Genomic DNA, 18,561 nt, shown 5'->3' on the forward strand with positions numbered 1-18,561 from the left:
ACAACTGGACCGGTCGTCGTACGACGCCCGTGCCGCCCGGTCCGTCCCGCCCGATCCCGAGGAGCCCCGGATGCGTCCCACCGTTCTCGCCGCCGTCGTCAGCGCAGGTCTGCTCGTGACGGCGCCCGCCGCCATGGCGACCACGCCGCACGTCTCCCCGACCACAGCCCGTGCCGCAGCATCGACGCCCGCAGCGACCGCGGGGATCGAGACCCAGGACATCGCCCGGCGCTACGACGGCGGCACGCAGTACCGCATCCCCGGCCTGACCACGACGACCAAGGGCACCGTGATCGCGGCGTACGACCGCCGGCCGACGATGGCCGACGTCCCCTCCAACATCGGGATCGTCATCCGCCGCAGCACCGACGGCGGCCGGACCTGGCTGCCGCAGCAGATCGTCCGCGAGAGCCCGGCGCCCGAGAGCCACGGCGACCCGAGCCTGCTCGTCGACCAGCAGACCGGCCGGATCTTCGTGTTCTACGTCAGCTCGGTCAACCAGGGCTTCGGCGGCGGCGCGACCGGCAACAGCGACACCGACCCCAACGCCACACAGATGGACTACAGCTGGTCCGACGACGACGGCGTCACCTGGCAGCACCGTCGCATCACCTCGATGGCCAAGAACCCCGCGTGGGGCGGTCTGTTCGCCGCGAGTGGCGAGGGCATCCAGCTGCGCCACGGCCAGTACGCAGGCCGGCTGGTCCAGCAGTACGCCATCCGCTACAACGGCGCCAACTACGCCGCCAGCCTCTACAGCGACGACCACGGCGAGACGTGGACGTTCGGCGCGCTCGTCGGCCCGCGCGCCGATGAGAACAAGACGGTCGAGCTGTCCTACGGCGACGTCATGCTCAACTCGCGCTCCGCGCCGTACCGCAAGGTCGCGATCTCCCGTGACGGCGGCCAGACGTACGGCCCGTTCGAGGCGGACACCGATCTGCCCGACCCGGCCAACAACGGCTCGATCCTGCGCCTGCACCCCGACGCGCCCGCGACTGATCCGCGGTCGAAGATGCTCGTGTTCAGCAACACCCCGACCCGTCGATCCGCCGCGACCTCACGGTGCGCATGTCGTGCGACGACGGCAAGACCTGGCCGATCAGCAAGGTCGTGACACCGGGCTCCTCGGGCTACTCGACGCTCACTCGGCTGCCCGACGGTGACCTCGGGCTGCTGTGGGAGCGCGAGGGGTATCAGCGGATCACGTTCTCCCGCTTCGGGACCGACTGGTTGCAGGGGCTGTGCGCACCGCTGCAGCTCACCCTCCCCGTGTCACACACGGCCGGCACCAAGGCCACCGCCACCGTGACCGTCACCAACCAGACCAGCACCCGTCTCGGCTCGGGCACGATCACGCTCGAACCCGGAGCCACGTGGGGCGCCAAGCCCGTCTCCGTGCCCGCCCTCAAGCCGGGCGAGTCGCGGACCGTGGCCGTGCCGTTCAGCGCGCCGACCACGGTCGCCGGCGCCAAGCCGATCGCTGCCCGGTACGCCGTCGGTGGCGTCTCGTCGTCCACCACCACCCGTGACCTCACTGTGGCCCCGGCCGCGAATTCCCCTGCAGCGCCTGCGATCTCGTCTTTGCTCGTCCCCGACAACACGGCACCCGGCGGCGACCCGGGTTGGGCCGGAGACCGGCTGACGTTCTGGGCGCGGGTCGCCAACACCGGCAACCAGGACCTCACCGACGTCACCGTGATCGGCAACCTCGACGGCCTGCCCACCTGTCACTACTCGGCGCTCGCGCCCAGCCAGTCCTACGTCTGCAAGGCGGCCACGCACACGGTGACCGCTGACGAGGTGGCCGCGGGGTCGTACGCACCGAGCATCACGGTGACGGGTACGACGCCGTCGGGTGCGCGGGTCTCCACAGTGGTCACGCCGGACCCGATCGACGTCCGCAACCCCTGACCCCACATCGTTGGTCGAGTAGGCGAGCCCCCAGGGCGAGCCGTATCGAGACCACCGACACCGCGGACGGGAGCTCTCCCCGCGGGGCACCGGGTCTCGATACGGTCTCCGCTAGCGCTCCGCCCTACTCGACCAGCGGGACCCGGCGCCGTCTCAGCCTGTGGCCGGACATCACGACCGGATCACTTTCTGGTCTGCCGAATACCATGGAACGGCAATGCCGCGCGGCCGGATGAAAGTATTGCGCCTATGTCGTCGAACACTGTGGCGATCCGGTGCAGGGCGGTCCAATCTGCTGATCTGACAACGGATTTCACCGACCAGGCTGCTGTGCTGATCCAGCGCCTGGTGGCTGACGGTGCTGCCCTCGGGTGGACCGCGCCGCCCAGTCGGGCCGAGGTGGCCGACCTCGTCTGGGAGGTCGTCGACGACGGTCCGGGCGACGCATCGTTCGTGGTGGCCGAGGTCGGCGACGAGATCGCAGGGCTGGGGTTCTGGCGGCGCTACCTGCGACCGACCTACCGCCCGCACGCCGATCTCGAGAAGGTCGCCGTGTCTCCGGACTTCCAGGGCCGCGGCCTCGCCCACGAGATCGTCCGCCGGCTCGTCGACAGCGCGCGCGATGCAGGCATCGAGATGCTCACGCTCGACTTCCGGGGCGACAACGCGGCGGCCGAGCGGTTGTACGCCTCGCACGGCTTCCGCGAGTACGGCCGGCTCCCCGGGTTCGTCGCGCCCGGCGAAGGGCAGCGGTACGACCGGGTCATGCAGGTGCTCGACCTGCGCCCGACCGCCTGACCCTCGACCCACCACCCCGCTGGTTGAGCCGGTCGAGCCGCTGAGCGAGACCGAGTCGAGACCACGGTGACCGCGCGGGAGAGTCCGTGACTGCGTACGACCGGGCCTGCCACGATGGGGCCACCAGTGGTCTCAACGCGGAGGTGCCCGTGCAACAGCTGTCGGTCGATGTCCTGGTGATCGGTTGGGGCAAGGGAGGTAAGACCCTCGCGGGCGCGCTCGGGCGGGCCGGCGAACAGGTCGCGGTCGTCGAGCGGTCACCGCAGATGTACGGCGGCACGTGCATCAACATCGCGTGCGTCCCGACCAAGGCGCTCGTCGTCCAGGCTGAGAAGAAGCGCGAGTCCGACGACGCCGCGACGTGGTTCGCCGCCTCGGTCACCAAGCGTGACGCTCTCACCGCCAAGCTGCGCGCGCGCAACCACGCCATGCTCGACGAGGTCGACACGGTCACGCTCATCGACGGGACCGCGCGTTTTGTCGGCCCGCACGAGGTCGAGGTGACCGGCGGTGACGACGTGCTGCGGGTGACCGCCGAGACCGTCGTCATCAACACGGGCACCGAGCCCGCCCGCCCGCCGATCCCGGGCGTCGACGGTCCGCGGGTGCTCGACTCGACGCAGATCCAGCACGTCGACCCGTTCCCCCGCCGCCTGGTGGTGGTCGGCGGTGGTTTCATCGGGCTGGAGTTCGCCGGCATGTTCGCGCGGTTCGGGTCCGAGGTGACCGTGCTCGAGCAGGGCGAACGGCTGCTGCCGGGCGAGGACGCCGACGTGGCCCGGGTGGTCGAGCAGACGATGACCGACGCGGGCGTGACGTTCCGCTTCGGCGCGGGCGCCTCGTCGTTCGACGACGACGGCGCGCAGGTGACGGTGGCGGTCGACGGCGGCGACGACCTCGTCGCGGACGCCGTGCTGCTCGCGACCGGCCGCACGCCGGTGACCAAGGACCTCGGGCTCGACGTCGCCGGCGTCGACACCGACGAGCGCGGCTTCGTCCGCGTCGACGACCACCTGCGTACGTCGGTCGACGGGGTGTACGCCGTGGGTGACGTCAACGGCGGCCCCCAGTTCACCTACATCTCGCTCGACGACAACAGGGTCGTGATGAGTGCGCTGACGGGTGACGGGTCGCGGACGACGAAGGACCGGGTGGCGGTGCCGACGACGACGTTCATCACGCCGCCGTTCGCGCGGGTGGGCCTCAACGTCACGCAGGCGCGCGAGCAGGGCCGCCCGGTGAAGGTCGCGAGCAAGGCCGTGGCCGACATCGCCGCGATGCCGCGACCCAAGATCGTCGAGGAGACGCACGGTGTCATCGGGTTCGTGGTCGATGCCGAGACCGACGAGGTGCTGGGCGCGACACTGTTCTGCGTCGACGCGCAGGAGCTGATCAACCTCGTCGCGCTCGCGATGCGCGCGGGTGTGACGGCGACCCAGCTGCGGGACGGGATCTGGACCCACCCGTCGAGCACTGAGGCTCTCAATGAGGTGCTGGCCGGTCTGAAACCCCTTGCCTGACAAGGGAATTCGGGGCAGACATGGCCGGTGGGCGTAGCCCCCTCCAGCAGCCACGCCCACCGGTCATGCGTTGGTGGCCCCAGGGTCCCCCAACCTTTGAGGGGCCACCTCCCTCGGCGGGGCGTCACGGCGTCGCCAGCAGGCCGAGGAGTCTTGCGGGGTCATCGTCGATGACATACGGGAAGAGCGGCGCTCCGGCCCGGTGATACTCGTGGCCGTGAGGCGTCTCACATCGCGAGATCGGGCCCTCGCCGAGAGGCCCACTCGCCGCCGAGAGGACCACGTACGGACCGCCGATATGTGGGCCTCTCGGCGCGTTCTGGGCCTCTCGGCGAGGTGGGCGCGGCTACCAGCCGGCGCCGAAGCACATGAACGAGCTGCGGTCGCCGAGCCCGAGCCTCTGCGTCGCGTCGGCGAGTGCGTACGCCGGGAGCCGGCCGGCCGCGAGGCCCGCGTGGGTCTCGGCGAGCACCTCACAGGCGACGTCGTCGTCGACGCTGGCCGGTGAGGCGATGACCGTGCAGGCGCCGGCGTGCAGCCAGGCCTGCGTCATGCCGATGGCTTCCTCACCCCAGCGGACCGTCGAGCGGCCGAGCTCGCAGGCGGACAGCACGACGGTGCGGGGCACGTGCGGGAGCCGGTCGATGTCGTACCCGAACCACGGCCCGTCGGCGAGCTCGAGACCGGAGAACAGCGGGTTGTCGGCGGAGTGACGGCCGTGAGCGGCGACGTGGAGCACGTCGGCATCGGCCGCGCGGGCGCTGACCTGCTCGGCCGACGCGTCGGCGGCCTCCAGCACCGAGCCCTGCTCGCCCCAGGCGGCGGCGGCCCGGCGTACCTCCTCGTGGGCGCGGTCGACCCGCGGACCGGCGACGAACGCCGCGCGCCGACGCGGGTGGTCGGGTCCGTGCTGATGCGCGAGCCACAGCGTCGCCGACCGCGGCTGTGTGACGGGGAGCCCGCGCAGGTGCGGGAGCAGGGTCCACGGCGTACCGGCGAGGCCGCCCGTGGGGACGACGAGCACGGGGCGGCCGGAGAGCAGGTCGGCGACGGGCGCGAGCAGGCGTTCGGACAGGGTGGCGAGGCGGTCGCCGAGGCTGTCGCGGACGACGGCGCGCAGCGGCTCGGGCAGGTGGGCGGCCGAGACGTCGAGGTCGGCCTGGAGCCCGCGCAGGATGTGCTTCACGTCGTCCCAGGGGCCGAGGTCGACGACGCGCGTCTCGTCACCGGTCGCGACGAGCACCCGCAGCCGGCCGCCATGCGTGGCCAGGTGCGTGACCATGACGCCGTTATGCTTCGCGAGCTGAGGCAGCAGTGCATCGAGCGTGGCCGGTTCGGTGACGACGCCGGATCCTGGGTCGTGCCAAGCCTTTTCGCGGATCTTCTGCTGCAGCGCGGACGCCGAGCGTACGAGCGCGGTGACGGGTCGACCGTCGGCGTCGGCCGCCCTGATCTGGGCGTGCAGCTCGCGCAGCTCTTGCAGCTGGGCGGCACCCTCGGGGTTGTCGGGCGGACGCACTGCGGCGACGCGGCTGGTGAGCGCACGGGCTCGCTCGGTCCACTCGAACACGACCTCGGGCCGACCGTCCTCGACCGCCAGGCGCAGCCCCTCGGCGGCGAGTCCGCGGCCGTGACCGACGAGCGAGCTCTGCAGGTCGAGGCTCCCGAACGACGACTGCCAGTCGTGCAGCTCGGCCAGCCCGTCGCGTACGTGCTGCATCGCGGGCTTGCGCCGACGGGTGGCCTTGGCGAGCTCGGCCTTGACCTGATGCTGGAGCAGGCGGTTCTCCAGCGGAGCGTCGGCACGCTGCCGGACACTCCGGACGCGCGCTCGCGCCGCCGGCAGGTCGTCGAGGCGGATCGCCATGCGCGCCGACTGCAGCAGCACCGCGCTCGCGTCGTGGACGAGGCCCTGCGCCTTGAGCTGCCCGGCGATGTTGGCGGCCTCGTCGAGCAGGGCGGCCCGGCGTACGCCGGTGAGCACCTCTGCCGAGAGGGCCACGGCTTGAGCGCGTGCGGCCCACGCGTCGCTGCCCCTGCCGGCGAACAGGCGAGCGGCGCGGCGGGCGATCTTGCGAGCCTCGCGCGGTTCGTCCTGCCCGATCTTGAGCCGGGCCAGCACCAGCAGCGCCTCCGCCTGACTCTGTCGCAGACGTCGGCGGCCGAGGACCAAGCTCGCGTCACGAATGGCGTCGGTCGCCTCGTGCTGCATGCCCGCTGCGATCAGCGCCTCGGCACGGTTCTGGGCGCTGACGGCCGCGTAGACGGGACCGAGATTGTTCATGCCTGGACGTGCGTCATCGAGCAATCCGATAGCCCGGGCGAGATCGCCGGCGATCAGGCTCGCGTAACCGAGATTGTGCTGTGCCTTCGCTATCGCTTCTGCGAGACCGGCGGCTGCGAATTCTTCGAGCGCTCGCTCGAAGTCCTGGCGTGCTTGAAGTGCCTGGCCGCGCTGGAGGTAGACGAGCCCTCGGTTGAGATGCATGTTGCCGAGCGGCTCGTGGTCCTGGCCATCCAGAAGGTCCGCTGCGTGAGCGAATGCCACAAGGGCGGCATCGCCGTTGCCTGCAAGCGAGTGCAGTAGGCCTTTCTGCGACCAGGCCAGCCCGATCGTTGGAGCAGGGACGTCATTGAGGGCGAGCGCTTCATCGCACAGGGCGATGCCAGCGTCCAGCGTTCCCAACTCGGATTCTGACCACGCCAAGCTCAGTTGGATATGGGCAATCGTGACGTTGTCCGCGGCGCGATGAAGGGCCCTCGTGAACGTTCGGCGGGCTTGGGCATGGCGGCCTGCCCGGCTCTCGAGGAGTCCGCGTTCATGCAACTCGGCCGCGCTCAACACCCCTACATCATGGCGTGATCCCTGTGACGGCCGTGACCGCCTTCCAACCGCGTCGCACGGACTTCTTGGCCGGGTCCTTGTCGGCGGCGCTCGGCAGCGTTCCGGTGAGCTCTTCGGCGATCCGGCCAGCGACGTACGGGGCCGCGAACGACGTCCCGCTCCAGAGGGCGAAGCCGCCGGTGTAGTCGTCCGGATCGATCGACTCATGGGTCTGCCCATCGAACTCGGTACGGGCGATCGGCTCCAGCCCACCCTGGAACGGTGGTGTCGTGCTGAGCACCGAGGAGCCCGGCGCGTAGACGCTGACCCAGTCTCCGCTGTTGCTGAACAGCGCGACCGTGCGCTTGTTGGGGTTGAGTGCGCCGACCGACACGATCGGCAGTTGAGCGGCCGTGGCGGTCTCACCGCTGTCATGCGGTGCGAAAGCTGCGGGGTAGAACGGGCGAGCGGTCGCGTCGTTGCCCACCGAACAGACGACGGTCGTACCGCTCGCGGCCAGGACCTCCAGGATGCGCTTCAAGGTCGGGTCGAAGAACAGGTCTTCAGGGGCCTCGTGGTAGTAGCCGAACGACAGGTTGAGCACGTCGATCGGATGGCCACCCTTCTCTCCTGCTGCATGACGCCGGGCGAGTTCGGCGATCTGTGATAGCGACCTAAGCCAGGTCGACTCGACGATCACGCCGGAGGAGCTGATGACGCGCCACGCGAGAATGCGGGCATCAGGGCACGTCTGGTGGACGATTCCCGCGATGAAGGTGCCGTGGCCGGCGAGGTCGTCGAGCCCCCCGTCGAGCGGGCCGGAGACATCGCCGGTGCGCTCGCCGTCGGTGTGCGCGTCGACGTCACCGATCGGCTCGCCGTCGAGCATGACGTCGGTTTCGACAACACCCTCCAACCAAGGGTGGTAGCCACAGCCGGTGTCGAGAATCGCGACCACTGGCCGTCTACCCTTTATGTCGCCATCACGGCGGCGATGTGGCGGAGGACTGACGACGGTGACCGGCTGACGCCCACCGCTGCCGGCCAAACCATACGATGCGACCGCATAGCTGGTTGCGGCCTCGTCTGCAGGATTCCCGCGTCCGACGGGGTTCCCTCGGCCAACTGGGTTGCCTCGACCGACCGGATTGCCCCGTCCTACAGGGTTCCCTCGGCCAACTGGGTTGCCTCGTCCGACCGGATTGCCTCGTCCTACCGGGTTCGGAATGACACGACGCCCGGTCCGGGTCTCCGCGGTGGCGACCAGGACGTGGTCGAGCGCCACTCCCTGCAGCGACTGCAGTGCGTCACGATTCGTGGCACGCGCGTGCTGGAGCAGAGTCCAAGCGTCCGGTGCCTGAGCGGCCCTGCCTTTCTGCACCCGGATGCCGACCGAGGTGACGCCGAGGGGCGTTCCGTCGGCGCTGTGGGTGAACGCGCGCGGTTCGTTCTTGGTCTTCCTCCTGCCCGTGTGCGGCTCGTCGGCGGCCACGATCTCCCAGCCGAGGTCGGCTGCCGCGGTCACGAGCATTGGCATCACGACGTCGAGATCCGTCGCCATCGACACGGTGAGCCGCGAACCGATGTAGGCGGTCGAACGGGGTTCGACGTCAGCTACAGCGACCGCGCTGCGTGGATCGAGGATGCGGCCGTCCGCATCCCCCATGACCTTGCGCGAGGGCAGATCCGGATCGCGATCCGGTCGCTGCGGCAGGCTGATCATGTCGGGCGTCTTCGCGTCGGTCACGTGCATTCCCCTCGTTGATGTGGCCGTTTCAACGCGCTCGTACGCACCCCGCCCCACCGGGCGAGGCGCGTCAGCGTCAGAGCTCGAATGTCGGTGTGGCGAAAAGGCTTTGGCTGTCGTCGTCGCTCTCAGCGTCGACGTCGCCCAGGTCGGTGATGACCGCCCGCGAGAACCCGCCGGGCACCCGCTCGATCTCGAACCGGCCCTTGCCGTCGGACTCGGCGGCGTGCTCGCCAGCCTCCTGCTTCATCGTGACCCGGACGCGGCGGGGCGGCGAGACCCAGCCGTCGACCCGGCGTACGCCGTCGCCCAACGAGCTGACCCGCATCATCAACGAGCAGGTGCTGCCGGAGAACACGATGGTCAGCGTCTCGTCGTTGTCGCGGCGCGTGCCGGCGAGCTCGCGCCTGCGCTCGACGAGGTGCATCAGCTCGTACTCGGCGTCCAGGTCTTCCATCGCGATGGAGACGAGCGCCTTCTCGACGACCCCTTCGGGCATCGGGTCGCGCGTCGCCCACATCGTGGCGAGGTCGTCGTAGGTGACGTCATGCGTCATGGGGGCCCCTATCGGTGTTGTGCTCGGCGAGGAGGGTCCTCAGCTTGTCCAGGCAGCGGCCCCGGGTCGGGCCGATGCTTCCCACCGGCATACCCAGCTCGAGAGCCAGTCCGGAGTAGTCAGGTCGGTCGGAGAAGGCGATGACGCGCAGCAGCCGTTGGCAACGCTCGGACAGCTGCGACACCCCCGCCCAGAGTCGGTCCCCCTCGTCGTGCGCGATCGCCTCCGACTCGGCCGATCGCAGCTCGGGTACGCGCGCCTCCAGCACGTCGTCACCCACCGGCTGGCTGCGGCCCTCGAGCCGCGACACCCGCCACGCCTCGCGGCGCGCGGTCGTCGTCAGCCAGGACCCGACGGCCTGCGCGTCGTTGATCGAGTCGCGGCGACGGACGAGTGCGAGCCAGGTGCTCTGGACGACGTCCTCCGCGCGGTCACGGTCGAGACCGTACGCGCGAACGACCTGCCACAGCACCGGGCTCAGCACCCGCACCATCTCGTCGAGCCCCCGTGGGTCCCCCTCGGACCACCGCCGGAAACAGCCAGCTGCCATCGTCCACACACTCTCCCCCGCAGGAGCCGTGGACGTCTTCTCGACGGTCATGCTGACCTCCTCTCCGGCACTCGACGATCGAGACCCCCGTGAGCCTCTCACCGCCCAGGAGTGGGTCGCCGGGCCGCTGATACATGCGACTTTTTCTCGAACGTACGCCGGTCGCGCGCAGCCCGCGTCCGCTTTGCTCAGGACATTCGGCCCTGCAGGAATGGGGCGCCGACGTCGCCGGCGGTGCCGACTGGGGAGCGTGGTCGTGGGATCGCCTTCACGGTCGTGGCCTTCGCGGTCGTCGCCGCCCACGCCGCGCTCACCTGGCGACGTCGGCCTGCGTGACCTTGCCGTCCTGGTGCTTCGGCAGGTGGGCGACCAGTCCTGATCGCGTCCCGAGCCACAGCCCGACGCGTTGGTCGAACAGCTCCAGGCTGTCCCACATCGGGAAGAGGTCGCCGTTGACGCGCACGGTCGCCCGCTGCAACGCCCAGTTGTCGTCGCGACCCGTCGGCTCGAACCTGATGTACGCCGGCAGCCCGTCCGCGTCCTCGACCTGCAGCTGCGGCGTACGCGGGTCGTTGCGCCCTGCGTTGTGCGTGTTGCCGCCGTCGCCGAGGACGTACTCGCGGGCCGACCCGGACTCGTAGTCGTCTGCGTCGCTGTCGAGGTAGAACTCGCGCCCGCAGAACCCGAGGTAGACGTCGCCGTCGGTCCCTGCCCCGCTGGTGCGCCTGGTCTGGATGGTGACGCTGATGCTGGTGATGTCGACCATGGCCGGCCGCCTCTCGTGCAGAGGCCGACGCGGTGCCAGGGCCGGCGTCGCTGGTGCGGCCTGTGCGACTCAGGAGGACGCGAATCCCGTTCTGATACCTGCGAACTCGGGGGTTGCCAGGCCGTCGACGTCGGACGAAGATGCGGCGTATGGCCGACACCTCACGCCGCACTCGACCCGATCAGCCGATGCCCGCTGACATCGCAGAGGCGCTCGACGAGCACGGGCTGCGCGAGGCGTACGACGCCCGGCCGGCGTACCAGCGCAACGACTACCTCGGGTGGATCGGCAAGGCCAAGCAGGACGACACCCGACGCAAGCGCCTCGACCAGATGCTCGACGAGCTGCGCGAGGGCGGCGTCTACATGGGAATGGCTCATGCGCCCTCGCGCATCGCCCGCGAGAACGGGTAGTTGAAAGATCCGCGAACCGCGTACAGGACCGGAATCCCGGCGCTACTCTGGAGTCACGACCACGGATCAGCCCCAGCGGCTGGACGTGGTCGCTTCCATGTCCGGACGCTCTGCCGGCGTATTTCGCTGTCTAGCGTCAGGCCGATACGAGCGCAGACGCGCCGATCGAGCCGGGCGACACCTCCCCGCGAAACGACCCGCACATGGCGAGACGACCCGCCGATCTACGGGCCGTCTCGCAACGAGCGGGTCGTTTCGCGGGGGCGGCGTCAGGGCTCGACGACGATCTCGACCTCGAACCCCTCCGAGCTCTCCAGGTAGAGCGCGGTGTGCTCCTCGCCGCCCGCGTGCGGGAAACGGTCGGCGAACAGCTCGTGCCAGCCATGCCCGGACGACTCGGCCCGCATCCGGTCGAGCACGTCGCGCGTCTCGACGGTGAACGCGATGTGGTTGACGCCCGCGCGCATCCGGTCGTGCGCGCCGACCTGGTCGGTGGAGGACTCCATGAACAGGTAGGTGCCGTCGGGGTGCGCCCATGACCGGCCGGAGTCCCAGCTCAGGTCGGCTTCCCAGTCGAGGTGCCCGAGCAGCCAGGACCACTCGTCACCCGCCGTGGCGAAGTCGTCGACCCACAGGTCGAGGTGATGGATCGCTCGCGCAGCCATGGGGAACATTGAACCCGAGATGGTGGTGCTCCTTCTCGGTTCGCACGAGTGCTGACACCTCCCCGACAACGGCCACCTGCGATTCGTGACAGCGGGGCCCGTTGGTCTCGATACGGGCCTCCGCTAGCGCTCCGGCCCTACTCGACCAGCGGTGGTCGGCTCGCCTCCTCGACCGGCGGTGGTCGGCTCGCCTACTCGACCGGCGGTGGTCGGCTCGCCGCGAGGGAGGGGGTCAACGCGCGCTGTGCACTGGTTCGTGTGGTGAGCCATCTGAGTGCGTGGCTCACCCCACGAACCAGTGCACACTGCTCGCCGACACCCTCCCCGGATCGGAGCAGACACCGCTGGTTGAGCCGCGCGAGCCCGACACCGCTGGTTGAGCCGGGCGAGCCCCAAGGGCGAGACCGTGTCGAAGCCGAGGCGTGGGGGTGCGAGGCTGATCGTCATGCGCACTGTGGGGATGCTGGGCGGGATGAGCTGGGAGTCAACCGCGATCTACTACCGGTTGGCCAACGAGCTGACCCGCGAACGACAAGGCGGGCTGCACTCGGCGCCGATCCTGCTGCACTCCTTCGACTTCGCGCCGATCGAGGAGCTACAGGTCGCCGGCGAGTGGGAGCGGGCCGGGCGACTGCTGGCCGACGCAGCGGCCCGCCTCGAGCAGGCGGGCGCCGAGCTGCTCGTGCTCTGCACCAACACGATGCACCTGGTCGCTCCGCAGATCGAGAGCGCCGTCGACATCCCCCTGCTGCACATTATTGACGCGACTGCGAGTTGCGTTCGCGCACAAGGGATGTCGAAGATCGGACTGCTGGCCACCGGATTCACCATGGAGCAGCCCTTCTATGCCGAGCGCATGGCGTCCCTCGGTGTGGACTGTCTGGTGCCCGAGGCGGACGACCGTGCCGAGGTCCACCGGATCATCTACGACGAGCTCTGCCAGGGCATCGTGCGAGAGGAGTCGCGGGCGGCGTACCGCGACGTGATCACGCGTCTGGTCGACCGGGGTGCAGAAGGCATCGTTCTCGGCTGCACCGAGGTCGAGATGCTGATCGGGGCAGACGACTCGCCGGTGCCGGTGTTCCCGACGACGGCCCTGCACGTCGAGGCGGCGATCGACGCCGCGCTCGCGTGACTCAGGTGCCGGCGGCGATGAGGCCGTCGCCGAGGGCCGTACGCCAGTAGAGGACCTCGCGCCCCGAGCGCCGCCGGAGCACGAGCCCGCTGTCGAGCAGCACCTTGAGGTGGTTGCCGACCGACCCGATCGGCAGGCCGGTACGCGTGGCGAGCGCCGTCGTACTCGCCGGGGCGTCCAGCTCGGTCAGCAGGCGCGCCCGGTTGGGCTCGACGAGGCGAGCGAGACCGTCCGACGCGCCACCGACCGGCGCGAGCGCTCCGGTGACCGGGTAGTAGACGGCGTACCGCTGGGGCTCGACGTACCCGACCCAGCTCGCGACCCAGCCGACCGGCACGAACGTCAGCCGCGCGTCGGCGTCGAGACGCCGGGTCGGGTAGTCGTACCGGTTGATGCGCAGCTCGTCTCCGGCCAGCCACTCGCGATCGCGTCCGAGGTCGCGCAGCACGCCCGCCCACCCGTGGCTCGCGAGCCGGGACGTGCGCGCGACGATGTCGGCGCGCAGGATGCGTTCGCGGCGTGGCCAGTCCGACGCGATCGTGTGCGTCCACAGCCACTCCAGCAGCTCGACCGTGTACGCCGTGACGCCCGGCCGGGTCAGGATGCGCGGCAGCTCGGTCGGTGTCGACTCGCGCAGCTGAGCACGAATCTCCTTGTCTCCCAAGCCTTCTATCAATGCGAGCTCGTCCTCGAACGACGGCGACGGCCGGTCCGAGGGCAGCGTTAGGAAGTCGGCGAGCCAGCCCCGCCGGAAGTGGTGGTGAGCGACGGCAGCTCGACCGGGGTGCTCGGCGAGCATCCGCTCGTACGCCTCCTGGTGCGCGGCCACGAACGCCGGGTCGCCGCGCAGCGGGTCACGTCCGAGATGGCCGAGTGCACCCGTCACCTCGGCCATCGGCGAGATGTCGAACCGGGCGTTCGCGAGCACGGACGCCGGCACCTGCCATGTGCCCATGTTTCGCCTCCACGCGAAGAGATGGCCTTCGGCTGCCGTGCGCGTCAGAGTACGACCAATGACGACCTACCGCGAGATGTTCGCGATCCGAGAGTTCCGCATCCTCTTCATCGCCCGGTTGTTCACGATGATCGGCGTCGTCGTGTCCAACCTGGCGCTCGGCACCGTCATGTACGACCAGACGGGTTCGCCTCTGCTGACCGCGATCTCGCTGTTCGGCGGTCCGCTCGTGCAGCTGGTGACCGCCCGCTACCTCCTGGCGTCCTCGGACCTGATGCGTCCGCGTACGGCCATGCTGTTCTCGACCGCCGTGACGACCTCGACCGCCGCGCTCCAGCTGATCCCGGGGCTGACCTGGTGGATGAGGTTCGTGATCCTGGCCGCCGGCTACGTCGCGCTCGCGGCCACGTCCGGCACGGTCATCGCGCTGCTGTCCGACATCGTCCCCCAGGAGGCGTTCGTCCTCGCGCGCGCGACGATGAACATCACCGTCGGCGGCATGCAGATCCTCGGGTACGGCGTCGGTGCCGTCCTGCTCGCGGCGTTCTCCCCGTCGTGGTTGTTCGCGATCGCGGTCGTGGTCGGCGTGGTGTCCGGCACGATCGTCCGCCTCGGCATCAGCGACCACCCGCCGCGCGCCGAGGGCAAGGTCGTCGAACGCAGCCGCCGCATCAACCGCGAGCTGCTCGGGTCGCCGGTGCTGCGCCCGCTCTACCTGATGATGTGGGTGCCCAACGGGCTGGTCGTCGGGTGCGAGGCGCTGTTCATCCCGTACGCGTCCGACGACGCGGGCTACCTGTTCGCCGCCGGTGCTGTCGGCATGCTCGCGGGCGACGTCGTCATCGGCCGCTTCATCCGCGAGGACGTCCGCGACCGGATGGTGCTGCCCCTGCGCGTGCTGCTCGCCGCGCCGTTCCTGGCGTTCCCGCTCGATCTGCCGATGCCGGTCGTGATCGTGCTGGTGACGATCTCGGCGTTCGGCTATCCCGCGGCGCTGCCCCTGCAGGAGCGGCTGGTCTGGCACACGCCGGAGGACGTCCGGGGGCAGGCTTTCGGGATGTCGGGCATCGGCCTGATGTCGGGCCAGGCGTTCGGTGCAGCCATCGCCGGCGGCATCGCCCAGGTGCTCGACGGGCCACGCGCGGCCGGCTGGGCCATGGCCGTGATGGCTCTGCTCTCGCTCGTCACGACCGCCGCCCTCACGCGCGGGCTGGCGCGTTCGGCCAAGCCCGCACCGGCCGTCGTACCCGCCACCTGACTGCCTCTCGGCGAGGGTGGGTGACCCCTGGGTGGACCGCAGTCGACCTCGTGCGCCGGCCTGGCGTGGTTCCAGTCCGAGGGTGAGCACCTCTACATCGACGACCGTGTCGCCGACGGCCACTCGGCCGCCGTGCACTACACGATCAACGGCGTCACCAAGACTGCGTACAACCGCAACGGTGCCGACGGGGCCGTCGTCGACGTCAACCTCGACCTGCCCGAGGGCACGGTGATCGTCTACACCGTCTGCCTCAGCAACGACGGCGCCGACCTCGCCGGCACGTGCAGCGGCGGCATCCGGGACTACGCATGAGTGGCCTGCAGCTCAGCCGGCGCCACCTGCTCATCGGGTCCGGCGCGACCGCCACGCTCGCGTTCCTGTCGTCGCGGCTGGAGTACGCCGCCGCGGCCGCCTCGAACCCGTTCACCCTCGGTGTCGCCTCCGGTGACCCGCTCAGCGACCGCGCGATCCTGTGGACCCGCCTGGCTGTCGACCCGTTCTCGACGGCCTCGCCCGGAGGCATGGGCACCGCGCCGGTCGACGTCGCGTGGGAGGTCGCCAAGGACGCGACGTTCGCGACCGTCGTACGCTCCGGCACCGTCACGACGACCGCGGCGGGTGGGTACGCCGCGCACGTCGACGCCACCGGGCTCGCGGCCGGGACGGCGTACTACTACAGGTTCCACGCGAAGTCGGGCACCACGACGTACACCTCGCCCGTCGGCATCACCCGCACGGCGCCGGCGCCCGGGACGAAGCCCGCGTCGCTGAAGTTCGTGACGGCCTCGTGCGCGCGTTACGACCAGGGCTACTACCACGCGTACCAGGCGATGGCCGACGACCACCCCGACCTCGTGGTCTTCCTCGGCGACTACATCTACGAATACCCCACGGAGACCGGTGCGATCCGCCCGCTCAAGGGCGTGCCGTCGATCACGGGCCCGGACTCGCGCGGGTCGGCGTACATCGACACGCTCGTCGAGTATCGGATCCGGCACGCCGAGCACAAGACCGACAAGCAGCTGCAGGCCGCGCACCGGGCGGCGCCGTGGATCGTGGTCTACGACGACCACGAGGTGCGCAACAACTGGTACGCCGAGAACACCGCCGACGACCCGATCACGCGCAAAGCCGCGGCCTTTCAGGCGTGGTACGAGAACATGCCCGTACGCGTCGCGGCCCCTCCCGGCGACGGCACGATCCAGTCCTACCGCCGCGTCCCGTGGGGCACGCTCGCGCGGTTCGACATGCTCGACACGCGCCAGTACCGCGACAAGCAGGCCGAGGCGAAGGCCTGCACCGTCATCGACGACGCGGGTCGCACGCTCGTCGGCAAGACCCAGGAGAAGTGGCTGCTCGACGGGTTCGCCGACCGCACACCGCAGTGGAACCTGATCGGCCAGCAGGTGATCTTCTCGCCGAAGCAGAACTCCACCAACCACTGCGACGTCAACACCGACGCCTGGGACGGCTACCGACCCGAGCGCGATGCCGTCGCTAACGGCTGGGTCGCGGCCGGCGTACGCAACCCGGTCGTGCTCACGGGCGACGTGCACCGCCACTTCGCGGCGAACGTGTGCCGGACGAGCGACCTCACCGACCCGATCGGTGCCGAGCTGATCACGTCATCGATCTCGAGCACGGGAATCCGTGGCACTGAAGGGGATCCGAACATCTCGGCCTCCCCGAACGTGCTCTACGGGAAGAACTGGCGCGGGTACGTGCGGGCCACCGTCACCGCGTCATCGCTCACCGCGGACTTCCGCTGCGTCGACGACGTGGACAAGACGTCGTACGCCGACGTGCGGGTCTTCACGGACAAGACCTTCGTGGTCGAGGACGGAGCACGCCGCCTGACCGAGGCCTGACCACACCCGATCGGCCCGGTCAGGCGGAGGTCGTACGACCGTGGCGCGAGCAGTCGGCCGACCAGCCGGTCGGGGTGACCTGGACCTTCGTACGCCGACCGCACGCCTCGCAGTAGCGTGGCGGTTCGAGGGCGAGCAGCGTCGTACAGCGTTGGTGGTCAACGGTTTTCGCGTCCTGCCCGCAGTGCCCGCAGAACGGTCGGTCCACGCCCTCGCCGGTCGAGTCGGCCCGCTCGCCGGTCGAGCAGGATCCGTCGCTGGTCGAGCAGGACCCGTCGCTGGTTGAGCAGGATCCGTCGCTGGTTGAGCAGGACCCGTCGCTGGTTGAGCCGGACCGGAGCGCTAGCGGAGGTCCGTGTCGAAACCCGGTGACTCCTCCGCGCGAGTCTCCCTGTGCGGCACCAGGTTTCGACACGGTCTCGCCTAGCGGCTCGCCCGGCTCAACCGGCGGTGCAGGCTCGCCCGGCTCAACCGGCGGTGCAGGCTCGCCCGGCTCAACCGGCGGTGCAGGCTCGCCTACTCGACCGGCGGTCGGCTCGTTCACAGGGTCTCGTTGAGGGCCTTGATCGGCATCTTGAGGCCGTCGAGGAGCGTGAGGTCTTCCTTCGGGTCACGGCCGAGCGTCGTCAGGTAGTTGCCGACGATCACGGCGTTGATGCCGCCGAGCAGACCGTCGCGGGTGCCGAGGTCGCCGAGGGTGAGCTCGCGCCCACCGGCGTACCGCAGGATCGTGCGCGGCAGGGCGAGTCGGAAGGCCGCGATGGTGCGCAGCGCGTCGTCGGCCGACATCGGCTCGAGGTCACCGAACGGCGTACCGGGCCTGGGGTTGAGGAAGTTGAGCGGCACCTCGTGGGGTTCGAGTCGGCCGAGGTCAGCCGCGAGCTCGGCTCTCTGCTCGAGGGATTCGCCCATACCGACCAGGCCGCCGCAGCACAGCTCCATGCCGGAGTCCTTGACCATGGTGCAGGTGTCCCAGCGCTCCTCCCACGAGTGCGTGGTGACGACGCTGGGGAAGTACGAGCGGCCGGCCTCGAGGTTGTGGTTGTAGCGGTGCACGCCCATGTCGACCATGTCGTCGACCTGCTCCTGGGTGAGCATGCCGAGCGAGGCGGCGACGTTGATGTCGACGGCCGCCTTGATGGCCGCGACGCCCTCGCGCATCTGCTTCATGAGGCGCGCGTCCGGTCCGCGTACGGCTGCGACGATGCAGAACTCCGACGCGCCGGTCTCGCGGGTCTGCTGCGCGGCGCGCACCAGCTCGGGGATGTCGAGCCACACCGACCGCACAGGCGAGGTGAACTGGCCCGACTGCGAGCAGAAGTGACAGTCCTCGGGGCAGCCGCCGGTCTTGAGCGACACGATGCCCTCGACCTCGACGTCGGGCCCGTTGTACTTCATGCGGACCTCGTGGGCGAGAGCCAGCAGCGGCTCGAGCTGGTCGTCGGAGGTCTGCAGCACCTCCAGGATCTGCTGCTCGTCGAGGGCCTCGCCGCGGTCGAGCACCTGCTCGCGGGCGCGGTCGAGGATGGACGTCGTCGTCGTGGTCGAGGTCACAACGGCGATTGTGCACCATCTCCTGAACACTGTTC

Annotated in this window: 19 protein-coding genes; 10 read left to right on the forward strand and 9 right to left on the reverse strand. The window is 70.0% G+C overall.

Going from position 1 to position 18,561, the window contains the following annotated elements; all coding sequences use genetic code 11:
• The first annotated feature begins 70 nt into the window (after positions 1-70).
• From VV01_RS24075 to VV01_RS19840, 4 genes are all read left to right on the forward strand, one after another.
• Positions 71-1,117: a sialidase family protein gene (locus tag VV01_RS24075; RefSeq protein WP_071606461.1), complete on the forward strand. Its 1,047-nt coding sequence runs from the start codon at positions 71-73 to the stop codon at positions 1,115-1,117.
• Positions 1,072-1,914 (forward strand): DUF7507 domain-containing protein, encoded by an 843-nt coding sequence (locus VV01_RS24080; protein WP_071606462.1) that lies wholly within the window; start codon positions 1,072-1,074, stop codon positions 1,912-1,914. The genes VV01_RS24075 and VV01_RS24080 overlap by 46 nt, the downstream gene beginning before the upstream one ends.
• A 249-nt stretch (positions 1,915-2,163) precedes the next feature.
• Positions 2,164-2,712 (forward strand): GNAT family N-acetyltransferase, encoded by a 549-nt coding sequence (locus VV01_RS19835; RefSeq protein WP_050671408.1) that lies wholly within the window; start codon positions 2,164-2,166, stop codon positions 2,710-2,712.
• A gap of 86 nt (positions 2,713-2,798) precedes the next feature.
• Complete coding sequence (locus VV01_RS19840) at positions 2,799-4,232, forward strand: FAD-dependent oxidoreductase (RefSeq protein WP_231635288.1); 1,434 nt, start codon at positions 2,799-2,801, stop codon at positions 4,230-4,232.
• A 346-nt stretch (positions 4,233-4,578) separates the two neighbouring features.
• On the opposite strand, the gene VV01_RS19845 is transcribed toward VV01_RS19840, so the two are convergent.
• Positions 4,579-6,444: a CHAT domain-containing protein gene (locus tag VV01_RS19845; RefSeq protein WP_197275113.1), complete on the reverse strand. Its 1,866-nt coding sequence runs from the start codon at positions 6,442-6,444 to the stop codon at positions 4,579-4,581.
• On the opposite strand from VV01_RS19845, the gene VV01_RS24085 reads away from it, so the two are divergent.
• Complete coding sequence (locus tag VV01_RS24085; RefSeq protein ID WP_197275114.1) at positions 6,436-6,819, forward strand: hypothetical protein; 384 nt, start codon at positions 6,436-6,438, stop codon at positions 6,817-6,819. The two genes, VV01_RS19845 and VV01_RS24085, sit on opposite strands and share 9 nt — an antisense overlap.
• 265 nt (positions 6,820-7,084) lie before the next feature.
• Here VV01_RS24085 and VV01_RS22965 read toward each other — a convergent pair whose 3' ends face one another.
• The 4 genes from VV01_RS22965 to VV01_RS19875 all read right to left on the reverse strand — a co-directional run bounded on the left by VV01_RS22965 (position 7,085) and on the right by VV01_RS19875 (position 10,675).
• Positions 7,085-8,803, reverse strand: coding sequence for a S8 family peptidase (locus VV01_RS22965; RefSeq protein WP_157508978.1), 1,719 nt, complete (start codon positions 8,801-8,803; stop codon positions 7,085-7,087).
• A 76-nt stretch (positions 8,804-8,879) separates the two neighbouring features.
• Positions 8,880-9,359 carry a hypothetical protein gene (locus VV01_RS19865; protein ID WP_050671413.1) on the reverse strand — a complete coding sequence of 160 codons (480 nt, stop codon included), beginning with the start codon at positions 9,357-9,359 and terminating at the stop codon, positions 8,880-8,882.
• Complete coding sequence (locus VV01_RS19870) at positions 9,349-9,960, reverse strand: RNA polymerase sigma factor (protein WP_050671414.1); 612 nt, start codon at positions 9,958-9,960, stop codon at positions 9,349-9,351. Before VV01_RS19870 ends, VV01_RS19865 begins: the two co-directional genes overlap by 11 nt.
• 259 nt (positions 9,961-10,219) lie before the next feature.
• Complete coding sequence (locus VV01_RS19875) at positions 10,220-10,675, reverse strand: hypothetical protein (RefSeq protein ID WP_050671415.1); 456 nt, start codon at positions 10,673-10,675, stop codon at positions 10,220-10,222.
• Positions 10,676-10,824: 149 nt separating this feature from the next.
• Between VV01_RS19875 and VV01_RS19880 the strand changes: the two genes are divergently transcribed.
• Complete coding sequence (locus VV01_RS19880) at positions 10,825-11,088, forward strand: YdeI/OmpD-associated family protein (RefSeq protein WP_050671416.1); 264 nt, start codon at positions 10,825-10,827, stop codon at positions 11,086-11,088.
• Between the two features lie 269 nt (positions 11,089-11,357).
• On the opposite strand, the gene VV01_RS19885 is transcribed toward VV01_RS19880, so the two are convergent.
• The gene (locus VV01_RS19885; RefSeq protein WP_071606464.1) at positions 11,358-11,753 is read right to left on the reverse strand and encodes a VOC family protein; all 396 of its coding nucleotides are present in this window, start codon (positions 11,751-11,753) and stop codon (positions 11,358-11,360) included.
• Between the two features lie 445 nt (positions 11,754-12,198).
• Here VV01_RS19885 and VV01_RS19890 point away from each other — a divergent pair, with 445 nt between their 5' ends.
• Positions 12,199-12,888: an aspartate/glutamate racemase family protein gene (locus VV01_RS19890; RefSeq protein WP_050671418.1), complete on the forward strand. Its 690-nt coding sequence runs from the start codon at positions 12,199-12,201 to the stop codon at positions 12,886-12,888.
• 1 nt (position 12,889) lies between these two features.
• Here the strand turns inward: VV01_RS19890 and VV01_RS19895 are convergent, their stop codons facing one another.
• Entirely contained in the window at positions 12,890-13,843 is a 954-nt protein-coding gene (locus VV01_RS19895; RefSeq protein ID WP_050671419.1) for an ArsR/SmtB family transcription factor, read from the reverse strand.
• Positions 13,844-13,901: 58 nt separating this feature from the next.
• Here VV01_RS19895 and VV01_RS19900 point away from each other — a divergent pair, with 58 nt between their 5' ends.
• The 3 genes from VV01_RS19900 to VV01_RS19910 all read left to right on the forward strand — a co-directional run bounded on the left by VV01_RS19900 (position 13,902) and on the right by VV01_RS19910 (position 16,972).
• Positions 13,902-15,101 carry an MFS transporter gene (locus VV01_RS19900; RefSeq protein ID WP_050671420.1) on the forward strand — a complete coding sequence of 400 codons (1,200 nt, stop codon included), beginning with the start codon at positions 13,902-13,904 and terminating at the stop codon, positions 15,099-15,101.
• Positions 15,102-15,233: 132 nt separating this feature from the next.
• On the forward strand, positions 15,234-15,416 hold the full coding sequence (locus VV01_RS19905) for a hypothetical protein (RefSeq protein ID WP_050671421.1): 183 nt from the start codon (positions 15,234-15,236) through the stop codon (positions 15,414-15,416).
• Positions 15,413-16,972 (forward strand): alkaline phosphatase D family protein, encoded by a 1,560-nt coding sequence (locus tag VV01_RS19910; RefSeq protein WP_050671422.1) that lies wholly within the window; start codon positions 15,413-15,415, stop codon positions 16,970-16,972. The genes VV01_RS19905 and VV01_RS19910 overlap by 4 nt, the downstream gene beginning before the upstream one ends.
• Before the next feature lie 19 nt (positions 16,973-16,991).
• On the opposite strand, the gene bsaP is transcribed toward VV01_RS19910, so the two are convergent.
• Both bsaP and bioB read right to left on the reverse strand, forming a co-directional pair.
• Positions 16,992-17,180 carry a biotin synthase auxiliary protein BsaP gene (gene bsaP / locus VV01_RS22545; protein WP_071606465.1) on the reverse strand — a complete coding sequence of 63 codons (189 nt, stop codon included), beginning with the start codon at positions 17,178-17,180 and terminating at the stop codon, positions 16,992-16,994.
• A gap of 332 nt (positions 17,181-17,512) precedes the next feature.
• On the reverse strand, positions 17,513-18,526 hold the full coding sequence (bioB, locus tag VV01_RS19915; protein ID WP_071606466.1) for a biotin synthase BioB: 1,014 nt from the start codon (positions 18,524-18,526) through the stop codon (positions 17,513-17,515).
• Positions 18,527-18,561: the final 35 nt, after the last annotated feature.

The organism is Luteipulveratus halotolerans (assembly GCF_001247745.1).
Classification (GTDB): domain Bacteria; phylum Actinomycetota; class Actinomycetes; order Actinomycetales; family Dermatophilaceae; genus Luteipulveratus; species Luteipulveratus halotolerans.